The organism is Nocardia sp. NPDC059228 (assembly GCF_042754245.1).
In the GTDB taxonomy this organism is placed as follows: domain Bacteria; phylum Actinomycetota; class Actinomycetes; order Mycobacteriales; family Mycobacteriaceae; genus Nocardia.
The window spans coordinates 377,352-399,358 of record NZ_JBHZAL010000002.1 but is presented as its reverse complement, the minus strand read 5'-3'; the positions used below and the strand labels follow the sequence as shown (position 1 = coordinate 399,358).

Genomic DNA, 22,007 nt, shown 5'->3' with positions numbered 1-22,007 from the left:
GGCGACGACTACGAGAACAAGAAGTGCGATCAGGGCGAGCTGGACACGAGAGCGAGGCATCTCAGGCGGCTTCCTTCCGGATGCGGCGCGACGGCGTGGCGGGGATCGCGGCTTCCCGGGCGGCGATCCGATCACGGCCGAGCACGTGCAGCACCATCCGCAGCGTCCGGTCGAGCAGGTAGGCGATGGCCAGGCAGACCGGCACCATGGCGGCCAGCACCACCGCGAACTGGGGAACGAAGGGCAGGCCGGCCACCCAGAGTTCGACGCCGTCCCACCATCCTGCAATCGCATGCACGACCCCAGCCTAGGCCGACTGGTCAGCGGTGGACGATTCGGGCCGTTCAGACCGATCATGGTGGTATGGATGCGTACGACGAACCGGAATCCGCCGACCGTCCGCTCGGCAGCGAGACAGGCATCGATCCCAACGAGGACTTCGACGATCCGTCCGAGGTGGACGCCCCGCGCGACCCGCTCTCGCCCGCGGACCCCAGCCTGGCGGACGCCTTCCTGCCCACCGGGGCGGGTGGGATGCATCATTCCGTGTTTCCGCCCATCGACGACTACGCCTTCCTGTCCGACTGCGAGACCAACTGCCTGATTGCCCGCAATGGCTCGGTGGAGTGGATGTGCATCCCGCGGCCGGACTCCCCGAGCCTCTTCGGGGCCATGCTGGACCGCAGCGCGGGCCACTTCCGCATCGGCCCCTACGGCCGCAAGGTGCCGGCCGCCCGCCGGTATCTGCCGGGCGGGCTGATCGTGGAGACCACCTGGCAGACCGAGACCGGCTGGCTCATCGTGCGTGACGCGCTGGTGCTGGGTCCGTGGCACAACAACCGGTCCCGCAGTCGCAGCCACAAGCGCACGCCCATGGACTGGGACGCCGAGCACATGCTGCTGCGCACGGTGAAGTGCGTGAACGGCGTGGTCGAGCTGGAGATGAGCTGTGAACCCGCCTTCGACTACCACCGTGGCCCGGCCACCTGGCACTACAGCGGCGACGTGTACGAAAGGGCCAGTGCCACCTGCGATATCGAGGGCGCACCGCGCCTCACGCTGACCACGGATCTGCGGCTGGGGATCGAGGGCCGCGAGGCCCGCGCCCGCACCCGCATGAAGGAGGGCGACGAGGTGTTCGTGGCCCTGTCCTGGTCGGACCTGCCGCCGCCGCGCACCTTCGCCGAGGCGGCGGAGAAGATGTGGCAGACCACCGAGTGCTGGCGGCAGTGGATCACGCTGGGGCGCTTCCCCGATCACCCGTGGCGCGGCTACCTGCAGCGCAGCGCGCTGACCCTGAAGGGCCTCACCTACGCGCCCACCGGCGCGCTGCTGGCGGCGGCCACCACCTCGCTGCCGGAAACCCCCGGCGGCGAACGCAACTGGGACTACCGCTACACCTGGGTGCGCGACTCCACCTTCGCCCTCTGGGGTCTGTACACCCTCGGCCTGGATCGGGAGGCCGACGACTTCTTCGCCTTCCTGCACGACGTCGCCACCGACGACAACGGCAAACCGGTGTCACTGCAGGTGCTCTACGGCATCGGCGGGGAACGCCAGCTCACCGAGTCCGAACTCCCCCACCTGTCCGGGTACGACGGGGCGCGACCGGTGCGCATCGGCAACGGCGCCTACAACCAGGACCAGCACGACATCTGGGGCACCATCCTGGATTCCGTATACCTGCACGTGAAGTCGCGTCAGCAGGTGCCGGAAACGTTGTGGCCCATGCTCGAACGACAGGTGCAGGCGGCAATCGAGAACTGGCGCAGCCCCGATCGCGGTATCTGGGAGGTCCGTGGCGAGCCGCAGCACTTCACCTCCTCGAAGGTCATGTGCTGGGTGGCGCTGGACCGCGGCGCGAAACTGGCGGAGCTGCACGGGGAATTCGACTATGCCCGGAAGTGGCACGAGATCGGCGAGGAGATCCGCGCCGACATCCTCGACAACGGCGTCAACTCCGACGGCGTGTTCACCCAGAGCTACGGCAGCGACACCTTGGATGCCTCACTGTTGCTGGTGGTGCTGCTCCGCTTCCTGCCGCCCACCGATCACCGGGTGCGGGCCACCGTGCTGGCCATCGCCGACGACCTGACCGAGAACGGCCTGGTGCTGCGCTACCGCACCGAGACCACCGACGACGGCCTGTCCGGCGAGGAGGGTTCGTTCACCATCTGCTCGTTCTGGCTGGTGTCGGCGCTGGTGGAAATCGGTGAGCTGCACCGCGCCCGGCAGCTGTGCGAGCGGCTGCTCGGCTATGCCAGCCCACTCAAGCTGTACGCCGAGGAGATCGACTCGCGGACCGGACGGCACCTGGGCAACTTCCCGCAGGCCTTCACCCACCTGGCCTTGATCAACGCGGTCATGCACGTGATCCGGGCCGAGGAATCCCATCACGTGGGCCAGTTCCATCCGGCGCACCCGGGGCGCTGACAAGACGAACGGGAAGCACTGAAAAGACAACCGGGAAAAAGGAATCGGCCGCTCTCGCGGCCGATTCCTTTCGTTACCAGGGGTTCTCGTCAGTACGAGGGGTTCTCGCCGATCGCGTCGGCGTGCTCGCGGATATCGCGCAACCGGACCAGCGAGCGTTCGATCTCGGTCAGCCGCGCCTCCCGCCCCGCACCCGAGTGCACGGTGGCCGCCTCCTCGGCGGCGCGCAGCGAGGCATCCACCGAACGCAGTGTGGCCGTGGCGATCTCGGTGAAGTGATCGCGCAGGCTGCGCTGCACCGCGCGCAGCCGGTAGCGGGACTCCTTGCTCACCTGGAAGATCACATCGTCCATGAGCCGGGCCACCGCCATCTTGGCCTCGGCCTGGCGGCGCTGGCGGCGGGCCTTGCGGTCGTCCCACAGCGCGTTCACGCCCAGCAGCACGGCCGCGCCGCCGGAGTACCAGTTCACCAGCGACATGTGCAGCAGGCTGGTGATCAGGCCGACCATGAGCAGGCCGCCATAGGAGCCGCGCAGGGCGGTCAGCACCTGCTGGGTGATGCCGTGCTTGGCGCTGTCCAGATTGTCCAGCGCGGCAACGGGTTCCAGCACCGCGCCGACATCGCCCGGATTGTCGAGCTTGAGATCGGGGGTGGGGATGCCGCTGTCGGGGAACTTCGCCGCCACCTGCTCGGCCAGCTCCACCGACCGGTAGTGGGCGATGACGAAGTTCTCCTCCACCGCCTCACAGATCCTGGCGTCCAGATCCGCGCCGAAATCCGCCCAGCGCCGGACCGGATCGCCCTTCATGATGTCGGCCTCGGCGTCGCGGATCAGGCTGCGCAGCCGGTGCCGCAGATCGTGTTCGGTGTCGGCCATCAGCTCGCCCGCGCCATCCGCCAGGGTGACCTGCCAGTTGGCCGAGCGCTGGCGGAGCTGCTCGGCCTCCTCGCGGGTGCGGCGCAGCTGCTCGGTGATGACGGTCAGCCGGCGCGGATCCCGCAGCGTCTCGGCCTCACTGCGCAGGGCCAGCGACAGATGGTCGGTGATGAGCCGGATGTCGCGCACCGCGGCCTCCACCGCGACGGCGTCCGCGCGGCCGAGCACATAGGAGCGCAGATGGTCGAGCAGTTGCGGCACACCGGATTCCAGGTCCAGCTGCGTGTCCCCCGAGGCGGCGGCGTGCTCGTGCAGCCGCGCCGAGGCCGGGGCCACCGCGAAGGCCAGCCCGGCGTCGTCGAGCAGCTGCCGGTCGTGCTGCTGCACCTGCGGCCACTGCGGATACTGGTCGATCTTGTTGAGCACGCAGACGACCGTCGGGCACACCTGCTGAATTCGCTGCAGCTGCTCGATCTGCGCCGGGGTGAACGGCGCCCGGGCATCGGCCACGTACAGCACCGCGTCCGCGGCGGCGATCAGCGACCAGGTGGCCGGCGCCTCGGCGGGCGCGCCGGGCGCGTCCAGCACCACGAAGCCCTCCGCCAGCAGCGGGCTGGGCTGGGTGAACTCGGCCCGGATGACGTCACCGGAATCCAGCTCGGCCAGCGCCGCCTGCGGATCCACGGCGGTGCGCTGGGCGGTGCCGCCCGGGCTCGCCTTCACCAGGGTGGCGCTGGGCTGCGGACCGTACTCGGCGATCACGGGGACGCTGGCCTGGCCCTCGGTGGCGCTCACCGCGGCCCCGACCAGGCTGTTGACCAGCGTGCTCATCCCGCTCTTGGATTCGCCCACCACGACCAGCCGCACCCGCGGGTCGGCCAGGCGCGCACGCGCGATGCCCAGCCGCCCGGACAGATCGAGCCGGCCGGAGGCATGGGTCAATTCGAGCAGCCGGTCGAGCAGATCGACCAGCGGACCCAGCGCATCGGGATTCTTCACCGCTACCTGATGACCGGCGGCGCTCACAGCAGCAGCATGTGATCGCCCGGACCCTGCACCGGGGAGTGGGCGTCGACGAACGAGACATCGGGACCGAGGCCGGAGAACAGCCCGGCATCGTGCACCAGCAGACCGCCGTCGTGCACCGAAAGCGGGTGCAGCGCGGAGTCATCGGCGATCGGCAGCACGTGGTTACCCGAATCGAACTGGTCCGCTATGGGTTTCACCGGCTGCGGCGGGTCGATGTGCGGCGGCGTGGTGATCGGCTGCTGCACGGTCGGCGCCGGGGCGACGGTCGGCACGGGCGCGACCGAAACACTGGGCTGCCCACTGTGATCGGGCACGGTCGGCACGGTCGGCTGCGCCGTCGGGGCGGTGGGGTGCGGCTGGTTGGTGACGGTCGGCTGATGAGTTGGCAAGGGCTCATCGGTCGGCACCGTGACGGTCGGCGTGCTGCCGTGAGTGCCGGAATCGTCAACCGGCTTCTGCGGCTTGACGGTGACGTCGGTGTCGCCACCCGAGGTCACCGGCGGAGTCACCACCGGGGTGCTGCCGCCCTTGGTGAGATCGGGGTCCAGGCCCGGGATCTTGGTGGTCGGAATCGGCGGCACGGTGGTGAGCACCGGCGCCGGATCGGTCTTGGCCGGCACGCTGACGTGCGGAGCGGGTGCCGGCGTGGCTGCCGGCTGGACCGGCTTGTCCGTCAGCGGCGACGGATGCACGGGCGCGGTGGGCTCAGCACTGGCCAGCACCGGCTGGCGACCATGATCGAACAGTGCGGGGGCCACGGCCGCGGGCGCGGTCAGCGGCGACGGACCGCCATGTGTCGACAGCAGATTCGCGATCGGCTGGTTGGCGGCATCGGGCTGGATGGTGGTCTGCAACGGCGTCACCGCGACCGGCTGCGCCATGGACACCGGCGCGACCGCGACGGGCGCGGCGGCCACCGGCACCACGGGTGCGGCGACCGGCGTCGAGACCGGGGTGACGGCGGCGGGCGCGACCGGAGCAGTCTGCGCGGCCGGAATGGTGGTCAGCGAGATCGGGTTCGACGGCGCCGCGGCGGCGCCGGGCAGCGTGAACGCGCCGCCCGGCGCCCCCGGAAGCTGCGAATTCGCACCGGGCACAGCGGAAGTGGGGGCTCCGGCACCGCCCGCCGGGGAATCGGACGGGCCGTGCCCCTGCCCCGGAAGGGCTGGGGTGCCGGTGCCGGCCGACGAGTTCGAGGAGCCGAACGGCTGGCCCATATTGTTGGGCTTGTCCGCACCCGGCAGGCTGGGCGCACCGCCGTTGTTGGGCAGTGTCGTGTTCGCCGGGATGTGCGAAATCCCCTGTCCCAGTTGCTGACCGAAGGCATCGAGCTGATGCCCGACCGCACCGACGCCGACATCGGCCGACAGGTTCGAGTGGAACCACACGCCGTCCAGCCCGACGTGCGCGTCGAAAGCCCAGTTGGTGCCGACGAACATGCCGGCACCGTCGCCGCCGGTGGCGCCGACGCCGTCGAAGGCCCCCGAGTGGTCGGGCAGGCCGGTCTGCCCGTTGGGCGCGAACGACGCGCCGTTCATTCCGGGCAGGTGCATCGCACCGCCCGCGCCGGGCAGGTGCATGGCATCGGTGCCGGGCAGGCCGAGCCCGGGCAGACCCATCCCGGGCAGCCCGGTGCCCGGCAGGGTCGGCAGGCCGGGCAGCATCCCCGGCTGTTGCTGGTCGAGCGTCGGCAGTTGCGGTTGTGCCTGTCCCGGAACCGATTCCGACTGCTGGTCGGTGTCGAGCGGCAGACCCCAGCCGGGACGCGGGCCGTAGGTCGGCAGGCCGGACGCGCCGGTGTCGGCGTCGGGCAGGCCGAGGCCGTGGAAGGCGGAGATCGCCGGGTCGTTGGCCGGGATCGCGTCGAGCGACGGGAACAGGCCCGCGTCGGTGCCGTGCTGGTAGTCGCCGAGTGGGCCGAAGTGCCCGTTCACCGGCGCGGCGGCCGCCGGACCGCGGTGCGGGAGCACCGAATCCGCGGTCAGGTCGGGGAAGGTGATGGTCGGGCTCGGCACATTCGGCTGCGGGTCCTCGACCTCCGACCAGCCCACGTTCTTGCTGTCGTGGTTGATGGCCGGGGTGCCGCCGTGATTGCCGCCGGCGGCGATGAGCGCGCCACCGGTGACGTACGCGCCTGCCCTGGCCACGCGCGCGACTCCGTTGGCAATGCGGTAGGCGGCGTCTCCGTCGTCGTCACCGGCACCGGCAGCATCGTCGAAGGGCAGATCACGCGTCATGTGGGCTCCGCTCTCAGGGCTTCGGCGACCCGCCGCGCGGGCCGCCGAACCGAACTCGTTTCACACCCTATTTCCGGATAACCGGTCTGTCACATCCACCAGGTCGGAGGCGGTGTGCTCAGCGGTGCGTCACATAGCTTGTCACCCGGCATATCAGTACGGAAGACCCATTTTCCGGCTGCATACCGAACCTTGCACCTGACCGGGAATCTGCTACTTCTTCTTGTCCGTGGCGGAATCGGTGGACAGTGCGGCCACGAAGGCTTCCTGCGGCACGTCGACGCGACCGATCGTCTTCATGCGCTTCTTGCCTTCCTTCTGCTTCTCGAGCAGCTTGCGCTTACGGCTGATGTCACCGCCGTAGCACTTGGCGAGCACGTCCTTACGGATCGCCCGGATGTTCTCGCGCGCAATGATCTTCGAGCCGATGGCCGCCTGGATCGGCACCTCGAACTGCTGCCGGGGAATGAGCTCGCGCAGCTTGGTGGTCATCTTGTGCCCGTAGGCCTGGGCGGCATCCCGGTGCACGATGGCCGAGAACGCGTCGACGGCCTCGCCCTGCAGCAGGATGTCCACCTTGACCAGATCGGCCTGCTGCTCGCCGGACTCCTCGTAGTCGAGCGAGGCGTAGCCGCGGGTGCGCGACTTCAGCGAGTCGAAGAAGTCGAAGATGATCTCCGCCATGGGCAGCGTGTACCGCATCTCCACGCGGGTCTCGGACAGGTAGTCCATGCCGAGCAGTTCGCCGCGCCGGGCCTGGCACAGTTCCATGATGGTGCCGATGAATTCGCTGGGCGCGATCACCGTGCACTTGGTGATCGGCTCGTAGATCTCCCGCACCTTGCCCTCGGGCCAGAACGACGGGTTGGTGACCACGTGCTCGCTGCCGTCCTCCATGACCACGCGGTAGATCACGTTGGGCGCGGTGGAGATCAGGTCGAGCCCGAATTCGCGCTGCAGGCGCTCGCGGGTGATCTCCATGTGCAGCAGTCCGAGGAAGCCGCATCGGAAGCCGAAGCCCAGCGCCACAGAGGTTTCCGGCACATACGTCAGCGCGGCGTCGTTGAGCTGCAGCTTGTCCAGTGCGTCGCGCAGGTCCGGGTAGTCGGAGCCGTCGACCGGGTAGAGACCCGAGTACACCATCGGCCGCGGTTCCTGGTACCCGGCCAGGGCCTCGGTCGCGCCGTCGCGCGCGGAGGTGACGGTGTCACCGACCTTCGACTGCCGGACATCCTTCACACCGGTGATGAGGTAGCCCACCTCGCCGACGCCGAGGCCCGCGGTGGGCTTGGGCTCGGGCGAGACGATGCCGATCTCGAGCAGTTCGTGCGTCGCGCCGGTGGACATCATCTTGATCTTCTGGCGCGGGGTGAGCTTGCCGTCCACCACGCGCACATAGGTGACGACGCCGCGGTAGGTGTCGTAGACCGAGTCGAAGATGAGGGCGCGGGCGGGCGCGTCGGAATCGCCCACCGGCGACGGGATCTCCGCGATCACCTTGTTGAGCAACTCCGGCACGCCCACTCCGGTCTTGCCCGACACCCGGAGCACGTCCTCCGGCTCACAGCCCACGATGTGGGCGAGTTCGGCGGCGTAGCGGTCCGGGTCGGCGGCCGGGAGATCGATCTTGTTGAGCACCGGGATGATGGTGAGATCGCGTTCCATGGCCAGGTACAGGTTGGCCAGGGTCTGCGCCTCGATGCCCTGCGCCGCGTCGACGAGCAGGATCGCACCCTCACACGCCTCCAGCGCGCGCGACACCTCGTAGGTGAAGTCGACGTGTCCCGGGGTGTCGATCAGGTGCAGGACGTAGTCCTCGCCGTCGACCTGCCACGGCAGCCGCACGTTCTGGGCCTTGATGGTGATGCCGCGCTCACGCTCGATATCCATGCGGTCCAGGTACTGGGCGCGCATGGCCCGCTCCTCGACCACTCCGGTGAGTTGCAGCATGCGGTCGGCCAGGGTCGATTTCCCGTGGTCGATGTGCGCGATGATGCAGAAGTTCCTGATCCGGCTGGGATCGGTGAACGTCTTGTCGGCGAAGCTGCTAATCGGAGTCACTCCTCGGCATGGCGAAACAGCGGCATGTCAACCCCGAAGTCTACGGTGCTGGACCGGATGTCCTCGCCCCGGCGTTCCCTGCGCGCGAACCGCCCATCGGCGCAGGCGAATCCGGTACAGATGAGAATCCCGTTGTCCGCCGTTAGGCTGCCGGACATGGCCGGCAGGTGGAACGCTCTGGGGAAGCAGTTGGGGATCGTGGCTAAGGAGCAGGGCACTCAGCTCGTCACGCAGCAGGCCCCGAAGTTGATCGGGCGGGTGCGGCAGTCGACGATGTGGGACCGCGCGCTGAAGGCGGTGGGGACGCCGCGCAAGGGTCCGGGCGTCAATGTCCGGCCGACCTCGTCGGCGGGAGTGCCGTCGCACGAACGCGCGCGCCGCATCGTCTACAGCCCGCAGCTCGACGGCCGGGCCGATCCCGGCGAGATCGTGTGGACCTGGGTCCCCTACGAGGAGGACCCGGACAACGGCAAGGACCGCCCGGTACTGGTGGTCGGCCGCGAGGGCGACACACTGCTCGGGCTCATGCTGTCCTCGAATTCCGAACACGCGCACCATCCCAACTGGGTGGGCATCGGCTCCGGCCCGTGGGACAGCGCCGAGCGCGACAGCTGGGTGCGGCTGGATCGTGTCCTGGACGTCCCGGAGATGGGCATTCGCCGCGAGGGTGCGATCCTCCCCCGCAAGACATTCGACCGGGTGGCGCACCGGCTCTGCGCCGAATACCACTGGCACTAGCGCCTTCCCGGAGACGAGCGAACCCCGCTCCGGCGGAGCGGGGTTCGGGACCGTGAGCGGTCAGCTCACCATATTGCGGGAGCGGCCGTAGATCGTGCCGTAGACCAGCGACCCGAGAACACCGCCGATCAGCGGGAAGACGATGAACACCCACAGCTGCGCGGGGGCGCCGTCCTGATAGAACGCGACGGCCAGGCTGCGGGCCGGGTTCACCGAGGTGTTGTCGACCGGGATCGAGATCAGGTGGATCACGGCGAGCGTGAAGCCGATCGAGAGCCCGGCCAGCGGAATGTCGGAGAGCTGATCGGTGGAGGCCAGCACCACGAACACCAGCAGCGCGGTCAGGATCACCTCGACCGTGATGGCCGCCGCAAGACCGTAGCCATTCGTGGTGACGTCGCCGAGCACCAGCTTCGACGGGCTGTGCTCGCCCCAGCCGTTCGCTGCCAGGCCGTCCTTGGCACGATCGTAGGAGGGCAGGTTCTTGGCGATGGCGTAGACGACTGTGCCCGCGAGCAGGCCGCCGATGATCTGCGCGACCCAGTAGGCCGCCGCCACCGCGATGGTTACCCGGCCCAGCAGCAGCTGGCCGACCGTGACCGCCGGGTTCACGTGGCAACCGGAGATGGGCCCGATGGAGTAGACCAGGAACAGCAGGGTCAGGCCGAAAGCCAGTGCGATACCGAGCGCGCCGACCCGGCTCCCCGCCAGCACCGCGGTGCCGACGCCGCCGAGGACCAGCACGAATGTGCCCAATGCCTCGGCGAATACCTTGCGCCCCAGGGTGGGCGGTGTCAGATCGGTGAGATCCTCGGCGACTTCCTGAGCTGTGGGGGACATCGGCTACCTTCCGCTGGCATGGACAACGCACCGACAAGAACCGGCGGCGCGAGCCGAAAACGCCTCAGGCCAGGCGAGTTATCTCCACTACGACCTCGAGATCGGTCGAGCCGCTCCCGCTGAAGATACCTTTGAGTGGGGGCACATCCGCGTAATCACGCCCCACCCCGACCGAGACGTGTTGCTCGGTGACCGGGATGTTGTTGGTCGGGTCGTAGCCCCACCACTGCCCGGTCCAGGCCTCCACCCAGGCGTGCATCTGACCCGCGACCGTGTGACCGACCTCGGCGGACGGGTCCGGATGCAGGTAGCCGGACACATAGCGGCTGGGAATCCCCATGCCGCGCAAGAGCAGCAGCGTGAGGTGCGCGTAATCCTGGCACACGCCTTGCCGTTCGGCGAAGGCCTGCACCGCCGAGGTGTGCACCGAGGTGGTCCCGGCCAGGTAGTTCATCTCCCGGTGCACCCATTCCGAGGCCCGGACAACCGCTTTCGCCGGCGACACGCCGCGCGCCAGCTGCCGGGCCACCGGGGCCAGCCGCCGCTTCTCACGCGGCACGTAGACGGTGGGTTCGAGCAGTTCGTCGAAGCGGTCGGCAATGGCGTCGTCGCGCAGCTCCTCCCAGGCCAGCTCCTCGGGCGGCCCGGCGAACGGCTCGGTCTCGACGACCGAGGCGCTGGTGACCTCCAGCTCGGTGTGCGGGGCGTGCAGGTCGAAGGCCGTCACCGCCGTTCCCCAGTAGTCGATGTACCGGTAGGACCGGGTGGACGGCACGGTGTCGACCCGATTGAGGATCACGGTCTGCCGGCTGTCGGCGCGCGGGGTGAGCCGGGCCTCGTTGAACGACCGCATGACCGGCGCGTCGTACACGTATCCGGTGGTGTGCACCACCCGCATCCGCCAGCTCACGCCATCTCCTCGACCAGGTCCGCGCCGCGACCGTGCAGCCCCGTCCACGCCACCCACGATTCGGCGTGGAAGTACTGCAGCGCCACGGCCTCCCCCACCTCGCGGCAGGTCTGCTGCAGCCACAGCAGCCGGCTCGGCAGATCCTCCAGCAGCACCGACGAAGGCAGGAATTCCAGTTCGCTGCGCGCCCGGCCGAGCAGGCGATGCGCTTCGTGACGCGCCGCGAAACGGCTGTTGGGGCGTTGATCCAATTCCTGCAGACAGGTTTCGGCCACCCGCAGCGAATGGAATACCGACCGCGGGAACAGGCGGTCGAGCAGGATGAATTCCGCGATCTGATTGGCGTCGAGCACGCCGCGATGGGTGCGTAGATACGGGTCGTGGGCCCCCGCCGACCGCAGCACCGTCACCCAGGCCGGCGAGGAGGTGCGGTCACCGGCGCGCGAATGCAACAGGCGCACAGTCATATCCACGCGTTCGATGGATCTGCCCAGCAGCAGGAATCGATAGCCGTCGTCGCGGCTCAGGGTGGAATCGGAGAGTCCGGCGAACATGGCGGCGCGATCGGTGATGTAGTGGCAGAACTCGTGCGGCCCCAGCGCCCGCGCTGCCCGCTCGGCCGCCGCCAGCCCGTTGAAGGTGGCATTGAGGCACTCCCACATCTCGGTGGAGGTGACTTCCCGTGCGCCCCGGGCATTCTCACGCGCCCGGCTGATGGAATCGACGATGGAGCCGCCGTCGCGGCCGAAGGCCACCAGCTCGGTCACCGACCACACATCCAGTTCCCGGTCCTCGTCGGGCGGCTCGATGCCCAGTACCCGCAGCAGCACCCGCGAGGTTCGGTCCGGATCGACCGTGGCGTCCTCCAGCAGCTGATGGACCGCGACATCGAGAATGCGCGCCGTATATTCGGCTCGCTCGACGTAGCGCCCGATCCAGAAGAGGGATTCGGCATTGCGCGCCAACATGATGCTCTGCCCTATCTGCCTCCGCTTCGCTCCGGCGGGTTCGCGGCCCTGAAGGTCTCGTTCTTCCCTCCTCCGCTCCTCCGCTTCGCTCCCCCGCTCCGTCAGTCCAGAACGACACGGGCCGCGAACCAAAAGAGTTGAGCCTCAGCGAATGCTGTTTGTTGTTGTTATTGCTGTTGTTGGTTGGCCCGCATCGCCGAGGGCTCTCTGGATTGGTCTCTCTCCGGGGCGATCTGCAGTTCGCCGACCAGCTGCGAACCCGCCAATTCTCGTTGCGCCACAGAGGTTCTCGGTGCGAGCACCCAGGTGTCCTTGCTCCCGCCCCCTTGACTGGAATTCACCACCAGCGAGTTCGCGGGCAGCGCCACCCGGGTCAGCCCGCCCGGCAGCACCCAGATGTCGTCGCCGTCGTTGACCGCGAACGGCCGCAGGTCCACATGCCGGGGCGCGAGCCGCCCGTCGATCTTGCTCGGCACCGTGGACAGCTGTACCACCGGCTGCGCGATCCAGCCGCGCGGATTGGCCCGCACCTTGCGCCGGGTCGCCTCCAGCTCCCGGGTGCCGGCCGCCGGGCCGATCACGATGCCGTAGCCACCGGACCCCTCTACCGGCTTGACCACCAGTTCCGCCACCCGGTCCAGCACCTCGTCGCGTTCGGCCGGTTCCCAGCAGCGGTAGGAGTCCACATTGGGCAGGATCGGTTTCTCACCCAGGTAGTACTCGATGAACGCGGGCACATAGGTATAGACGAGCTTGTCGTCGCCGACCCCGTTGCCGACGGCATTGGCCAGCACCACAGTGCCCGCGCGGGCCGCGTTCAGGATCCCGGCCACCCCGAGCATGGAGTCCGGGCGGAACTGCATGGGATCGAGGAAGTCGTCGTCGATGCGCCGGTAGATGACATCCACCTGCCGCTCCCCCGCGGTGGTGCGCATATAGACGACATTGTCGCGGCAGAACAGGTCCCGGCCCTCGACCAGCTCCACCCCCATCTGCCGGGCCAGCAGCGAATGCTCGAAGTAGGCGGAGTTGTGGACGCCGGGGGTGAGCACCACCACGGTCGGGTCGGCCTCGTTGGGCGCGGCGGCGGCGCGCAGGGCGCGCAGCAGGTGGGTCGGATAGTCGCCGACGGCGCGCACCCGGTGCGAGGCGAACAGGTCGGGGAACACACGCGCCATGGTGCGCCGGTTCTCCATGACGTAGGACACACCCGAGGGCGAGCGCAGATTGTCTTCCAGCACACGGAAATCCCCGTGCTCGTCGCGCACCAGATCGATCCCCGCCACGTGGATGCGCACGCCATTGGGCGGCACCAGGCCGGCGGCCTCGCGGTGGAAGTGCGCGCAGGAGGTCACCAGCCGTTTCGGAATCACGCGGTCGCGCAGGATGGTCTGCTCGCCGTAGACGTCGGCGAGGAAGGCCTCCAGCGCGCGCACCCGCTGCCGGATGCCGCGTTCGAGTTTGGTCCATTCGCCGGCGGCGATCACCCGCGGTACCAGGTCGAGCGGGAAGGGCCGCTCCTGGCCGGAGAGCGAAAAGGTGATGCCCTGATCGACGAATGCGCGGTCCAGCGCCTCGGCGCGGGCGGCCAGATCCTCGGCGTCGATGGTGGCCAGGGCGTTGAATATCCCCCGGTAGGGCGCCCGCGGGCGGCCCGCGGAATCGAACATCTCGTCATAGGCACGGTCGTAGCGGCCCGGTTGATACCCCGCGAAGACGCCTGATTTATCCGATTTTTCGCGTTCCAGTCCGGAAGGAGCGAGCGCGGCGGAGGCTGACGCGGTGGATCTGTCTACTCTGGAGAGACCCGGTGCGGGTGCTGCGGGGGTCATGCAAAAATAGTCCATCACGCAGGGGCAACACGCAGTTGGACGGCGATAAATTTCTGGTTTCGGCCAGATGGCGGACAGACTCGATTTCATACCTCGCCACGTCGCCTGGTAGCCTCGACTGTCGGTGCTGCAACTGCCCCTCTCGTAGTGCGCGCCCGAAGACTTTGCATCCCGCATACACCACCAAGTGAAGGAACACGAGGAAACCGGCGTGGCCAACATCAAGTCCCAGATGAAGCGGATCCGCACCAACGAGCTTGCGCGCCAGCGCAACCAGTCGGTGAAGTCCGCGCTGCGCACCTCGATCCGCAAGTTCCGCGAGGCCGCTGCGGCGGGCGAGAAGGACAAGGCGCTCGAGCTGATGCAGTCCGCGAGCAAGAGCCTGGACAAGGCCGCCTCCAAGGGCGTCATCCACACCAACCAGGCCGCCAACAAGAAGTCGGCCCTGTCGCTGGCTTTCAACAAGCTCGGCTGATCCTGCCCGGTACACCTACCGGCATCATGCTTCTCACAGCCGCCGTGGCCACGAAGACCACGGCGGCTTTTGTCGTGTCCGGAGCTGGCGACTTGCGCGAGCGCGCTATTTTCAGCAGGATGGCCGCGAACCGTCGGGGGCTACCTGTAAACCTGCACTGGGAGAGATCTCTTGGCAACGCTGCGTCGTGACAACCGTTCGTCCTGGACCCGGGGCACGCTGGCCGTCAGCGTGGCCGCGGTCACGCTGACCACCGGAATGGGTGTGGCAGCCGCGCGTCCCATCGGCCCGTTCGAGGTGGGCGGGGCCATCGAGGTCGAATACGACGGGGCGGGGGGACCGGACTTCTTCGGTGATCCCACCACTCCGGAGACCGACGCCGCGGGCGGCGGCAAGAAGCAGGACTTCGTCAACAACGTCTCCATCTACTGGACCCCAGCTACCGACGCGCACGCCATCGGCGGCGCCATCCGCGACAAGTGGAAGGGCGCGGGCGCGGAGTCGGGCGCGCTGAAGTACCCGGTGGTGGACGAGGGGCAGACCTCGAAACCCGGCCGCTTCCAGCACTTCCAGGGCGGCTCGATCTACTGGTCGGTGGGTGCCGGCACCCATGTGGTGAGCGGCGTGATCCGCGACAAGTACTCCTCGGTCGGCTGGGAGAGCAGCCCGCTGGGCTTCCCCATCGCCGATGAGAACAAGACCAACAGCACCACCACCCACGAGCAGCTGTTCGAGGGCGGAGCCGTCTACTCCACCCAGAAGACCGGGACCCACGTCGTGTGGGGCTCGATCCGCGACGAGTGGGTGCGCAATGGCGCGGAGAACGGCCGCTACGGCTACCCGACCAGCGACGAGTACGACTACCAGGGCGGCAAGGCCCAGGAGTTCCAGGGCGGCAAGATCACCTGGAAGCCGGAGTAGTCCCGGGCCTTCCCGCTACGAGGCGCTCTCGCGCAGCTCCAGAATGCGCGAGAGTGCGTGCTCCAGCGCGTAATCCGCGTCGGCCGCCTGACCCTTGACGTCGGCATTGAGCGCGGCCACCACCTGCAGCGCCGCCCCGATGGACGCGCCGGTCCAGCCGCGCGCCTGGCCCTGCGCCTTCTTCACCTTCCACGGCGGCATCCCCAGATCACCGGCCATCTTGAACGGGTCGCCGCGCCCGGCCGAGCCGACGCGGGCGATGGTGTGCACCGAATCCGCGAGGGCGTCCGCGAGCAGGACCGCGGGGACGCCGCGATCGATGGCCCAGCGCAGCGCTTCCATGGCGGCGGGCCGATCCCCCGACACGGCGAGATCGGCGACATCGAACCCGGTCACCTCGGCCTTGCCCGAGTAGTACTGCCGCACCGCCGCGAGATCCACCTTGCCGCCGGTATCGGCCGCCAACTGCGAACTGGCGGCGGCGAGTTCGCGCAGGTCCGAGCCCACGGCCTCGATGAGGGCCTGCACCACGTCCGCCGGCACCCGCACATTGGCGGCCCGGAACTCGTTGCGCACGAACTCGACCCGCTCCCCCGCCTTGGTCAGCTTCGCGCAGTCGTGCACCACCGCGCCCAGCTTCTGCAGGGCCGGCGCCAGCGCCTTGGCCCGCCCGCCCCCGCTGTGCAGCACCACCAGCACCACACCCTCGGGTGGTGCGGACGCCGCATCCTGGATGACCGCGACCGCGTCCTTGCCCGCCTCGGCCGCCGACTCCAGCACGATCACCCGATCCTCGGCGAACAGCGAAGGACTGAGCAGCTCAGCCAATTCCGCCGTGCTGGCATCCCCCGCCCGGAGTCGATCCACCGGCAGCGCATCCGCCTCCGCCGAGCCGGCCCGGGTCTGCGCGGTAATGCCCGCCACCGCCCGCTCGATCAGCAATTCCTCTTCACCGAGCACGAGATGCAGGGGCGCGGGTCGCTGGTTCACACCCCGATCCTACGAGCCCGCTCCGACAACCCCTGCATCCCGCACCCGGTCAGCACAGGCACACAAACGTATGACACGTGGGCCCGATGGCCGCGCACTTCGGGGCGCTGGTTCGCGAGCGTGCCGACGGCTCCTGGAGCCTGCCCTTCCGCCCCCTCGACATCGTCGCCTCCGAGGACCTTGTGCACGGCGACCACTGGTCGGACTGGGTCGCCGGCACCTGCCCGGCCCTGCTCGTCCGTGCCGCGCACGGCGTCATCCCCGCCGACATGGCCGCGGCCATGCGCGACCGGCGCCCGGGCACCCGTATGGTCGAACTCGATGCCGACCACGTCGTCTACGCCAACGACCCCGCCGGTTTCGCCGACGCCGTCAACGAGTTCCTGAGCTCCCTCTAGCCGGACGGCGAGTCCTCGTCTCGACCCGGCCGAGGCGGCACCGATCCCGGCACGGCGTCCGGATCCGCCCGCGAGCGGCCAGGGTGCAGAGCCGCGATCACCAAGGCGCACACCACCGTTGCGACGAGACCTGAACGCAGACCGGTCGGTAGTGAGACCGAGGCTCCCAGGGCGGCGGCTCGGTCGGAGACCGTGAGCAGCCACCACAGTGGCGGTGCGGTGCAGTGCATGACCGCCGCGGCGAGGGGCGACCACACGCAGGCGAGCAGCGCACCCAGCGCGCCGAGGATGGTGATGGGCGCGATCACCGGTTCGACCAGCATGTTCACTACGATCGCGACCAGGCTGAGGTGGCCGGTCATGGCGATGACCAGCGGCGTGGTGACCACGAAGGCCGCGGCCGCCACCGCGAAGGAGTCGGCGGGGATCCGCCACCAGCCATGGGCGCGAAGCCAATCCGACCAGCCCGGGGCGATCACGATCAGTCCGGCGGTGGCCAGCACCGACAGGGCGAATCCGGCGTCCACCGCGAGACCCGGTGACCAGGCCAGCAATCCGATGATGGCGGCGCACAGGGCGGGTAGGGCCTGCTTACGGCGGCCCGTGCAGAGAGCCAGTAGCGCAATGGCTCCCATGACGGCGGCCCGCAGGACACTGGGCGAGGGGCGGGCCAGGATCACGAACATGACCAGAGCCGCGCCCGCGGCCACCGCGCCGATCCGTGGATCCACCGTGAGGATGCGCATCGAAACCAGCACGGCCCCGAGCAAAATCGTCACATTGGCCCCGCTGACAGCTGTCAAATGCGTCAAATCGGACTCACGGAAGTTCTCCTGGACGTGGTCGGTGAGGGTCGAGGTGTCGCCGATGACCAGGCCCGGGAGCAGGCCGGCGGCATCATCGGAGAGCGCGCGGTGGGCGGATGTCGCGAAGTCGCCGCGCACCTGCCCGGCGAGGCGCTGCCACCAGGGCGGGGTGCCCACCGAGATGGGAGCGGCCTCCGCCCGCAGGATGGCGACCGTCATGTCCGGACGCCACGGACGGGCCACGCGGGCAGGGAATTCCACCCGCTGGCCGGGCAGCAGGGTCCGCCACCCCGCCGCCGGCGCCATCACCAGCACCGATCCGCCGGAATGCACAATCCGTCCACCCAACCGGTAATCCACCAGCGCGGCCCGCACCAGCACCTTCGGCCCGCCGAACGGCTTGGCGGACACCCGTTTCGGATCATCGGTCAGCTCCACCACCGCCACCAGCCGCTGCCCGGCCCGCACCGCCCGCAACGGATGCGTCTGCACTCGATGCGCATGCCACGCCCCCGCCACCCCGAACCCCGCCCCGATCACCAAGGCCCCCAGCACCACCCATGCCACCCCCCTCCCCCGCCCCGCCCGCACCCGCCGAATCGCCCACGCCGCCACACACATCCCCACCAGCCCGCACCCGGCCGCCACCCCGACCCCGGCCCACCACCCCAACACCAACGGCGCTACCGTCGCGCCCCAACCACATACCGCCGCCGGAACCAGCCGCGCATCCAGCACCTCGGGTATTTCGACGGGCCCGCGATCCCCGGCATCGACGCGGTCGGTCGCGCCCGTTGTCATCGACACCGCCCCGGCTCCGACCGCAGCTTCACTACCGTCGTCATTCCACTCCCGGGCGCCGATCGTCCACCGGCGGCACAATCGTTGCGCCCCGACAACTCTGCGCGATTGCCCCGCTCGGCGCAGGCCGTAGCCTGCCGGCCCCGATGAGCGCCCGCATGCCTCGCTGTCCGAGTCGTGCTCGCGCCCTCCGACTCGGCTTTCCGGCAACCGGTACGACTGTACTGGTGCGCGGCAAGGCAATTCACGGTGGTCATATCGTCACCCGGTCGCGGAGGCGGGCGAGGCGGGAGTGGCCTATGCCCTCGATTTCGGAGAGTTGGTCGATGGAGGTGAAGCGGCCGTGGCGGGTGCGCCAGGTGAGGATGGCGCGGGCGGTGACGGGGCCTACGCCGGGGAGGCTGTCGAGGTCGGATTCGGTGGCGGTATTGAGGTTCACCTTCGCGGGGACGGCGGTGGAGCGGGGTGGGCCGGAGGGTGGGGGTGAGTTCGCCGGGGGGTGGGCGGAATTCACGATGGTGGTGCCGACCTGCTGGGTGGTGGGGCGGGGTGTGGTGCGGCCGACGATGATCTGGTCGCCGTCGGTGAGGGGCTGGGCGAGGTTGAGGGTGGAGAGGTCGGCTTCGGGGCGGGGAGCGGCGACGCGGAGGGCGTCGGCTATCCGGGCTCCGGCGGGGAAGCGGCGGAGCCCGCCGTGCTCGACGAGACCGACGACGCTGATGACGAGCTCGCCGGGGGCGGCAGTAGCCCCCGGAGCGCCGGTTGCCGTGGTAGCGAGCGGGATTCGATCCGGCTGCGAGGCGGCGGGCCGCGACGCGGGCGGCTGGGCCGCGCCCGGCACGGGCGTGGCTGTGACCGTCACGGCGGAAGCGGCGGCTTCGGGTGCGGCACCATCCTGGTCGGCGGGTGCGGATTCGCTGAGTGCGGCGATGGGTGGGACCGGTTGGGAGACAGGCTTTTCGCGCAGGGTGACGTAGCCGGCGAAGAGGATGGCCAGGATGCCGAGGGCGGCGATGACCACGACACCGCGCGGGCCCGGATCCCAGCGGGTGCCGCGGAAACGTTCGGGGACCAGGCGTTCGTGCCACAGGGACACGCTGCCGCAGGGCTCGGACAGCCAGTCGGGCGAGGATCCGCCGGGATGCCGATCAGCGTCCCGGAGATCGGGTTCGACGAGCTGGTCGAGTGAGTCCTCGTCCCAGCGGCCGGGATGTGGACGGCCGGAGGCGAATTCCGCCGGGTCGGCGGTGACCTCGGCCGGGCCGGGGCGTGGGTCGGCGGCGGTGCGGGCGTTGAGGCGCTGCAGCGGGGTGCGTTCGTCGAGTCGTGGCATGCAGCTCACGGTAGAAGCGACGACGACCCCGGCCGCCCACGCGACCTGGGCTTTCAGCCGACCTGTGGATAGCGAATTACGTTGTGGACAAGGCTGTTTCCGCTAGCCGCAGCCGCCCGGCACCACCAGCGCGCCGACCGCGCCCACGCCCAGGTGCACCCCCAGGGTGGGTCCGAATTCGGCGATGATGACCTCCCGGATACCGGGGATCAGATCCCGCAGCTGACCGGCGATGGTGTTGGCGGCCTCCTCGGCCCCCAGATGCTGGACCGCGACCGCCGCCCCGTCCTCGCCCGCCGCATCCACCACGGCCGCAACGAGTTTGGTGAACGCCTTGGAGCGCGTGCGGGCCTTCTCGCGCAGTTCCAGCCGCCCGTTCACGATCTGGATGATCGGTTTGGTGACCAGCTCGGTGCCGAAGAACGCCGCGGCCGTGCTCAGCCGCCCGCCGCGCCGCAGCTGCTCGGTCCGGTTGACGACGATGAACGCGCGCCCGCGGCTGGCCGCCGCCACCGCCGAGTCGTACACGACATCGAGCGGCTCGCCCGCCCGTGCCCGGCGCGCCGCCGCCAGCACCGGCAGCCCGGTACCCAGCCCGGCGCTCAGCGAGTCCACCAGCCGGATCCGATCGGCGGCATCCATGTCCCGCACGGCCTGCCGCCCGGCCTCCCAGGTGCCCGACAGCTGCCGCGAGATGTGCACGGCCACTACGCCGTCGCCGTCGGACAGCTCCAGCGCCCGCTCGTAGACGCTGCGCAGGTCACCCGGCGAGGCGGCCGAGGTGGTGACCTGGGAGGAGCCGTAGTCGATGTCGCAGTCGTCGATCCCCTCCCGAATCTCGCGATCGTCGACCAGCACGTGCAGCGGCACGGCCAGCACACCAAGATCAGCCGTGAGGCCGGCCGGCAGGCTGGCCGACGAGTCGGTCACCACCACCACGGTCATGCAGTGTGTACCTCGTCGGCCGTGGCCTCGGTCAGCACCTTCACCATGGCCCGCGCGACCGCGCTGTGGCCCTCCCAGCCCCAGTGGATGCCGTCCGGGTTGGCGGGGCCGTTGAACACGTTGTCGCGCACGGCGTCCCCGAGATCCACCAGCGGCACCCCGTGCTCGGCGGCCCAGGCCGACACGGCCCGCACCATGGGCTCGCGCCCGGTGTGCACCCCGGCGTAGGCCTCGCACTTGTGCACCGAGGGCAGCACCGCCACGAACGGCAGCTCGGGCCGCAGCTGGGCCAGCGAGTGCCGCGACTGTTCCAGGTAGTCCACGCTCACCGCGGGCGGCAGCGCCACCGGCCGGCCCAGCGGGGACAGCCTGGGCTGCACCCAGTTGTAGGCCTCGCGCACCCGCCGGCGCACCGAGGACGGCCGCACATAGCGGATCAGCTCGCGCAGCGCGGTCGGCAGTGGCGAGGGCAGCGAGTCCATGCCTCCGGTCGCGAACACCACGGCCCCGGCCCGCGGCACCGCGGCCCAGATGCGCGGGTCGCCGATCAGCGCCCAGTAGGCGTCGCGGCAGGTCCAGCCGATGCGGGCCACCAGTTCGACGTCCCAGTCCAGCTCGGCGGCAACGAGATTGGGCCAGATGCCGGGATGGTCGGCGGGCAGCCCGCCCTTGGGACCGAAGTAGGACAGCGAGTCCGCCACTACCACCAGCACCTTGCGCTGCGGCGAACCGTCCTGCGCCGGTTGGGCGTTCGGACTCTCAGAGGACATCAGGGGCTACCTTCGCGACGGCGTTCCACACATCCAGGCGCCAGCCGGGCTTGTCGATGCCGGGACCGTGGCTGGTCAGCTGCACCCAGCTGGTATTGGCCAGGCCGCCCAGGGCCGGCCAGTTCGCCTCGGGCAGGTCGAGCAGGGCCGCGGTCAGCGCCGCGATCAGCCCGCCGTGCGCAACCAGCATGATGGTACGGCCGGGCCAGTCCTCCCGCGCGGCGAAGAGTTCCGTCACCACGGGCAGCGCTCGCGCGCCCACCTCGAGCTTGGATTCGCCGCCGGGCGGGGTGAAGCGGGCATCGAGCCGCCACGCCTTGCGGGCGCCGGGGTACTCGGCGTCGACCTGGTGGTGGTCCAGGCCCTCCCAGTCCCCGAGGTTGGTCTCGCGCAGGCGCTCGTCGGTGACGACCGGCATGGCCGCGCATTCGGCGACGGCGAGCGCGGTGTCGTGGGCCCGCTTGAGATCGGAGGAGACAATGGCGATCAGGTCGCTGGTCGCCATGTCCGGCGCGCAGTCCTTGGCCTGGCGTCTGCCGATGTCATCGAGTTCGGTGTCGATCTGGCCCTGCATGCGGTCGCCGGCGTTCCATTCGGTCTGCCCGTGCCGCAGCAGAATCAACCGGCGGACGCCGGCCATCT

19 protein-coding genes are annotated in these 22,007 nt (G+C 69.6%); 5 read left to right on the top strand and 14 right to left on the bottom strand.

The window, feature by feature from the left end; all coding sequences use genetic code 11:
- Positions 1 to 61: 61 nt before the first annotated feature.
- A complete protein-coding gene (locus tag ACFXKA_RS05685) occupies positions 62 to 298 on the bottom strand; it encodes a hypothetical protein (protein WP_379426271.1) in 237 nt (78 codons plus the stop codon).
- A 236-nt stretch (positions 299 to 534) separates the two neighbouring features.
- Between ACFXKA_RS05685 and ACFXKA_RS05680 the strand changes: the two genes are divergently transcribed.
- Positions 535 to 2,433 carry a glycoside hydrolase family 15 protein gene (locus ACFXKA_RS05680; protein WP_379426365.1) on the top strand — a complete coding sequence of 633 codons (1,899 nt, stop codon included), beginning with the start codon at positions 535 to 537 and terminating at the stop codon, positions 2,431 to 2,433.
- Positions 2,434 to 2,522: 89 nt separating this feature from the next.
- Here ACFXKA_RS05680 and ACFXKA_RS05675 read toward each other — a convergent pair whose 3' ends face one another.
- The 3 genes from ACFXKA_RS05675 to lepA form a co-directional block, all read right to left on the bottom strand.
- Positions 2,523 to 4,337 (bottom strand): hypothetical protein, encoded by a 1,815-nt coding sequence (locus ACFXKA_RS05675; RefSeq protein ID WP_354835050.1) that lies wholly within the window; start codon positions 4,335 to 4,337, stop codon positions 2,523 to 2,525.
- Positions 4,334 to 6,577: a hypothetical protein gene (locus ACFXKA_RS05670; protein WP_379426270.1), complete on the bottom strand. Its 2,244-nt coding sequence runs from the start codon at positions 6,575 to 6,577 to the stop codon at positions 4,334 to 4,336. Before ACFXKA_RS05670 ends, ACFXKA_RS05675 begins: the two co-directional genes overlap by 4 nt.
- Positions 6,578 to 6,790: 213 nt before the next feature.
- Positions 6,791 to 8,638 carry a translation elongation factor 4 gene (gene lepA, locus ACFXKA_RS05665; protein ID WP_379426269.1) on the bottom strand — a complete coding sequence of 616 codons (1,848 nt, stop codon included), beginning with the start codon at positions 8,636 to 8,638 and terminating at the stop codon, positions 6,791 to 6,793.
- A 156-nt stretch (positions 8,639 to 8,794) separates the two neighbouring features.
- Here lepA and ACFXKA_RS05660 point away from each other — a divergent pair, with 156 nt between their 5' ends.
- Entirely contained in the window at positions 8,795 to 9,376 is a 582-nt protein-coding gene (locus tag ACFXKA_RS05660; RefSeq protein ID WP_364617386.1) for a type II toxin-antitoxin system PemK/MazF family toxin, read from the top strand.
- Positions 9,377 to 9,436: 60 nt separating this feature from the next.
- Here ACFXKA_RS05660 and ACFXKA_RS05655 read toward each other — a convergent pair whose 3' ends face one another.
- The 4 genes from ACFXKA_RS05655 to ACFXKA_RS05640 all read right to left on the bottom strand — a co-directional run bounded on the left by ACFXKA_RS05655 (position 9,437) and on the right by ACFXKA_RS05640 (position 13,764).
- The gene (locus tag ACFXKA_RS05655; protein ID WP_354835042.1) at positions 9,437 to 10,216 is read right to left on the bottom strand and encodes an aquaporin; all 780 of its coding nucleotides are present in this window, start codon (positions 10,214 to 10,216) and stop codon (positions 9,437 to 9,439) included.
- 64 nt (positions 10,217 to 10,280) lie between these two features.
- Positions 10,281 to 11,114: a transglutaminase domain-containing protein gene (locus ACFXKA_RS05650; RefSeq protein WP_379382827.1), complete on the bottom strand. Its 834-nt coding sequence runs from the start codon at positions 11,112 to 11,114 to the stop codon at positions 10,281 to 10,283.
- An 8-nt stretch (positions 11,115 to 11,122) separates the two neighbouring features.
- Positions 11,123 to 12,094: an alpha-E domain-containing protein gene (locus ACFXKA_RS05645; RefSeq protein ID WP_354835040.1), complete on the bottom strand. Its 972-nt coding sequence runs from the start codon at positions 12,092 to 12,094 to the stop codon at positions 11,123 to 11,125.
- Between the two features lie 167 nt (positions 12,095 to 12,261).
- Entirely contained in the window at positions 12,262 to 13,764 is a 1,503-nt protein-coding gene (locus ACFXKA_RS05640) for a circularly permuted type 2 ATP-grasp protein (RefSeq protein ID WP_354835038.1), read from the bottom strand.
- A gap of 373 nt (positions 13,765 to 14,137) precedes the next feature.
- On the opposite strand from ACFXKA_RS05640, the gene rpsT reads away from it, so the two are divergent.
- Together rpsT and ACFXKA_RS05630 are read left to right on the top strand one after the other, a co-directional pair.
- Positions 14,138 to 14,401 carry a 30S ribosomal protein S20 gene (gene rpsT, locus ACFXKA_RS05635; RefSeq protein WP_379426268.1) on the top strand — a complete coding sequence of 88 codons (264 nt, stop codon included), beginning with the start codon at positions 14,138 to 14,140 and terminating at the stop codon, positions 14,399 to 14,401.
- A 171-nt stretch (positions 14,402 to 14,572) separates the two neighbouring features.
- On the top strand, positions 14,573 to 15,322 hold the full coding sequence (locus ACFXKA_RS05630) for an LGFP repeat-containing protein (RefSeq protein WP_379426267.1): 750 nt from the start codon (positions 14,573 to 14,575) through the stop codon (positions 15,320 to 15,322).
- 15 nt (positions 15,323 to 15,337) lie between these two features.
- Here the strand turns inward: ACFXKA_RS05630 and holA are convergent, their stop codons facing one another.
- The gene (gene holA, locus ACFXKA_RS05625; protein ID WP_354835032.1) at positions 15,338 to 16,312 is read right to left on the bottom strand and encodes a DNA polymerase III subunit delta; all 975 of its coding nucleotides are present in this window, start codon (positions 16,310 to 16,312) and stop codon (positions 15,338 to 15,340) included.
- A gap of 77 nt (positions 16,313 to 16,389) precedes the next feature.
- On the opposite strand from holA, the gene ACFXKA_RS05620 reads away from it, so the two are divergent.
- A complete protein-coding gene (locus ACFXKA_RS05620) occupies positions 16,390 to 16,710 on the top strand; it encodes an alpha/beta fold hydrolase (protein WP_379426266.1) in 321 nt (106 codons plus the stop codon).
- Here ACFXKA_RS05620 and ACFXKA_RS05615 read toward each other — a convergent pair.
- From ACFXKA_RS05615 to ACFXKA_RS05595, 5 genes are all read right to left on the bottom strand, one after another.
- Positions 16,707 to 18,317: a ComEC/Rec2 family competence protein gene (locus tag ACFXKA_RS05615; RefSeq protein WP_379426364.1), complete on the bottom strand. Its 1,611-nt coding sequence runs from the start codon at positions 18,315 to 18,317 to the stop codon at positions 16,707 to 16,709. The two genes, ACFXKA_RS05620 and ACFXKA_RS05615, sit on opposite strands and share 4 nt — an antisense overlap.
- 253 nt (positions 18,318 to 18,570) lie before the next feature.
- Positions 18,571 to 19,650: a ComEA family DNA-binding protein gene (locus tag ACFXKA_RS05610; RefSeq protein WP_379426265.1), complete on the bottom strand. Its 1,080-nt coding sequence runs from the start codon at positions 19,648 to 19,650 to the stop codon at positions 18,571 to 18,573.
- Positions 19,651 to 19,752: 102 nt separating this feature from the next.
- Entirely contained in the window at positions 19,753 to 20,595 is an 843-nt protein-coding gene (locus ACFXKA_RS05605) for a DegV family protein (RefSeq protein ID WP_354835024.1), read from the bottom strand.
- The gene (gene octT, locus ACFXKA_RS05600; protein ID WP_379426264.1) at positions 20,592 to 21,365 is read right to left on the bottom strand and encodes a diglucosylglycerate octanoyltransferase; all 774 of its coding nucleotides are present in this window, start codon (positions 21,363 to 21,365) and stop codon (positions 20,592 to 20,594) included. Before octT ends, ACFXKA_RS05605 begins: the two co-directional genes overlap by 4 nt.
- Entirely contained in the window at positions 21,355 to 22,005 is a 651-nt protein-coding gene (locus ACFXKA_RS05595) for a histidine phosphatase family protein (RefSeq protein WP_354835338.1), read from the bottom strand. Before ACFXKA_RS05595 ends, octT begins: the two co-directional genes overlap by 11 nt.
- Positions 22,006 to 22,007 lie beyond the last annotated feature (2 nt).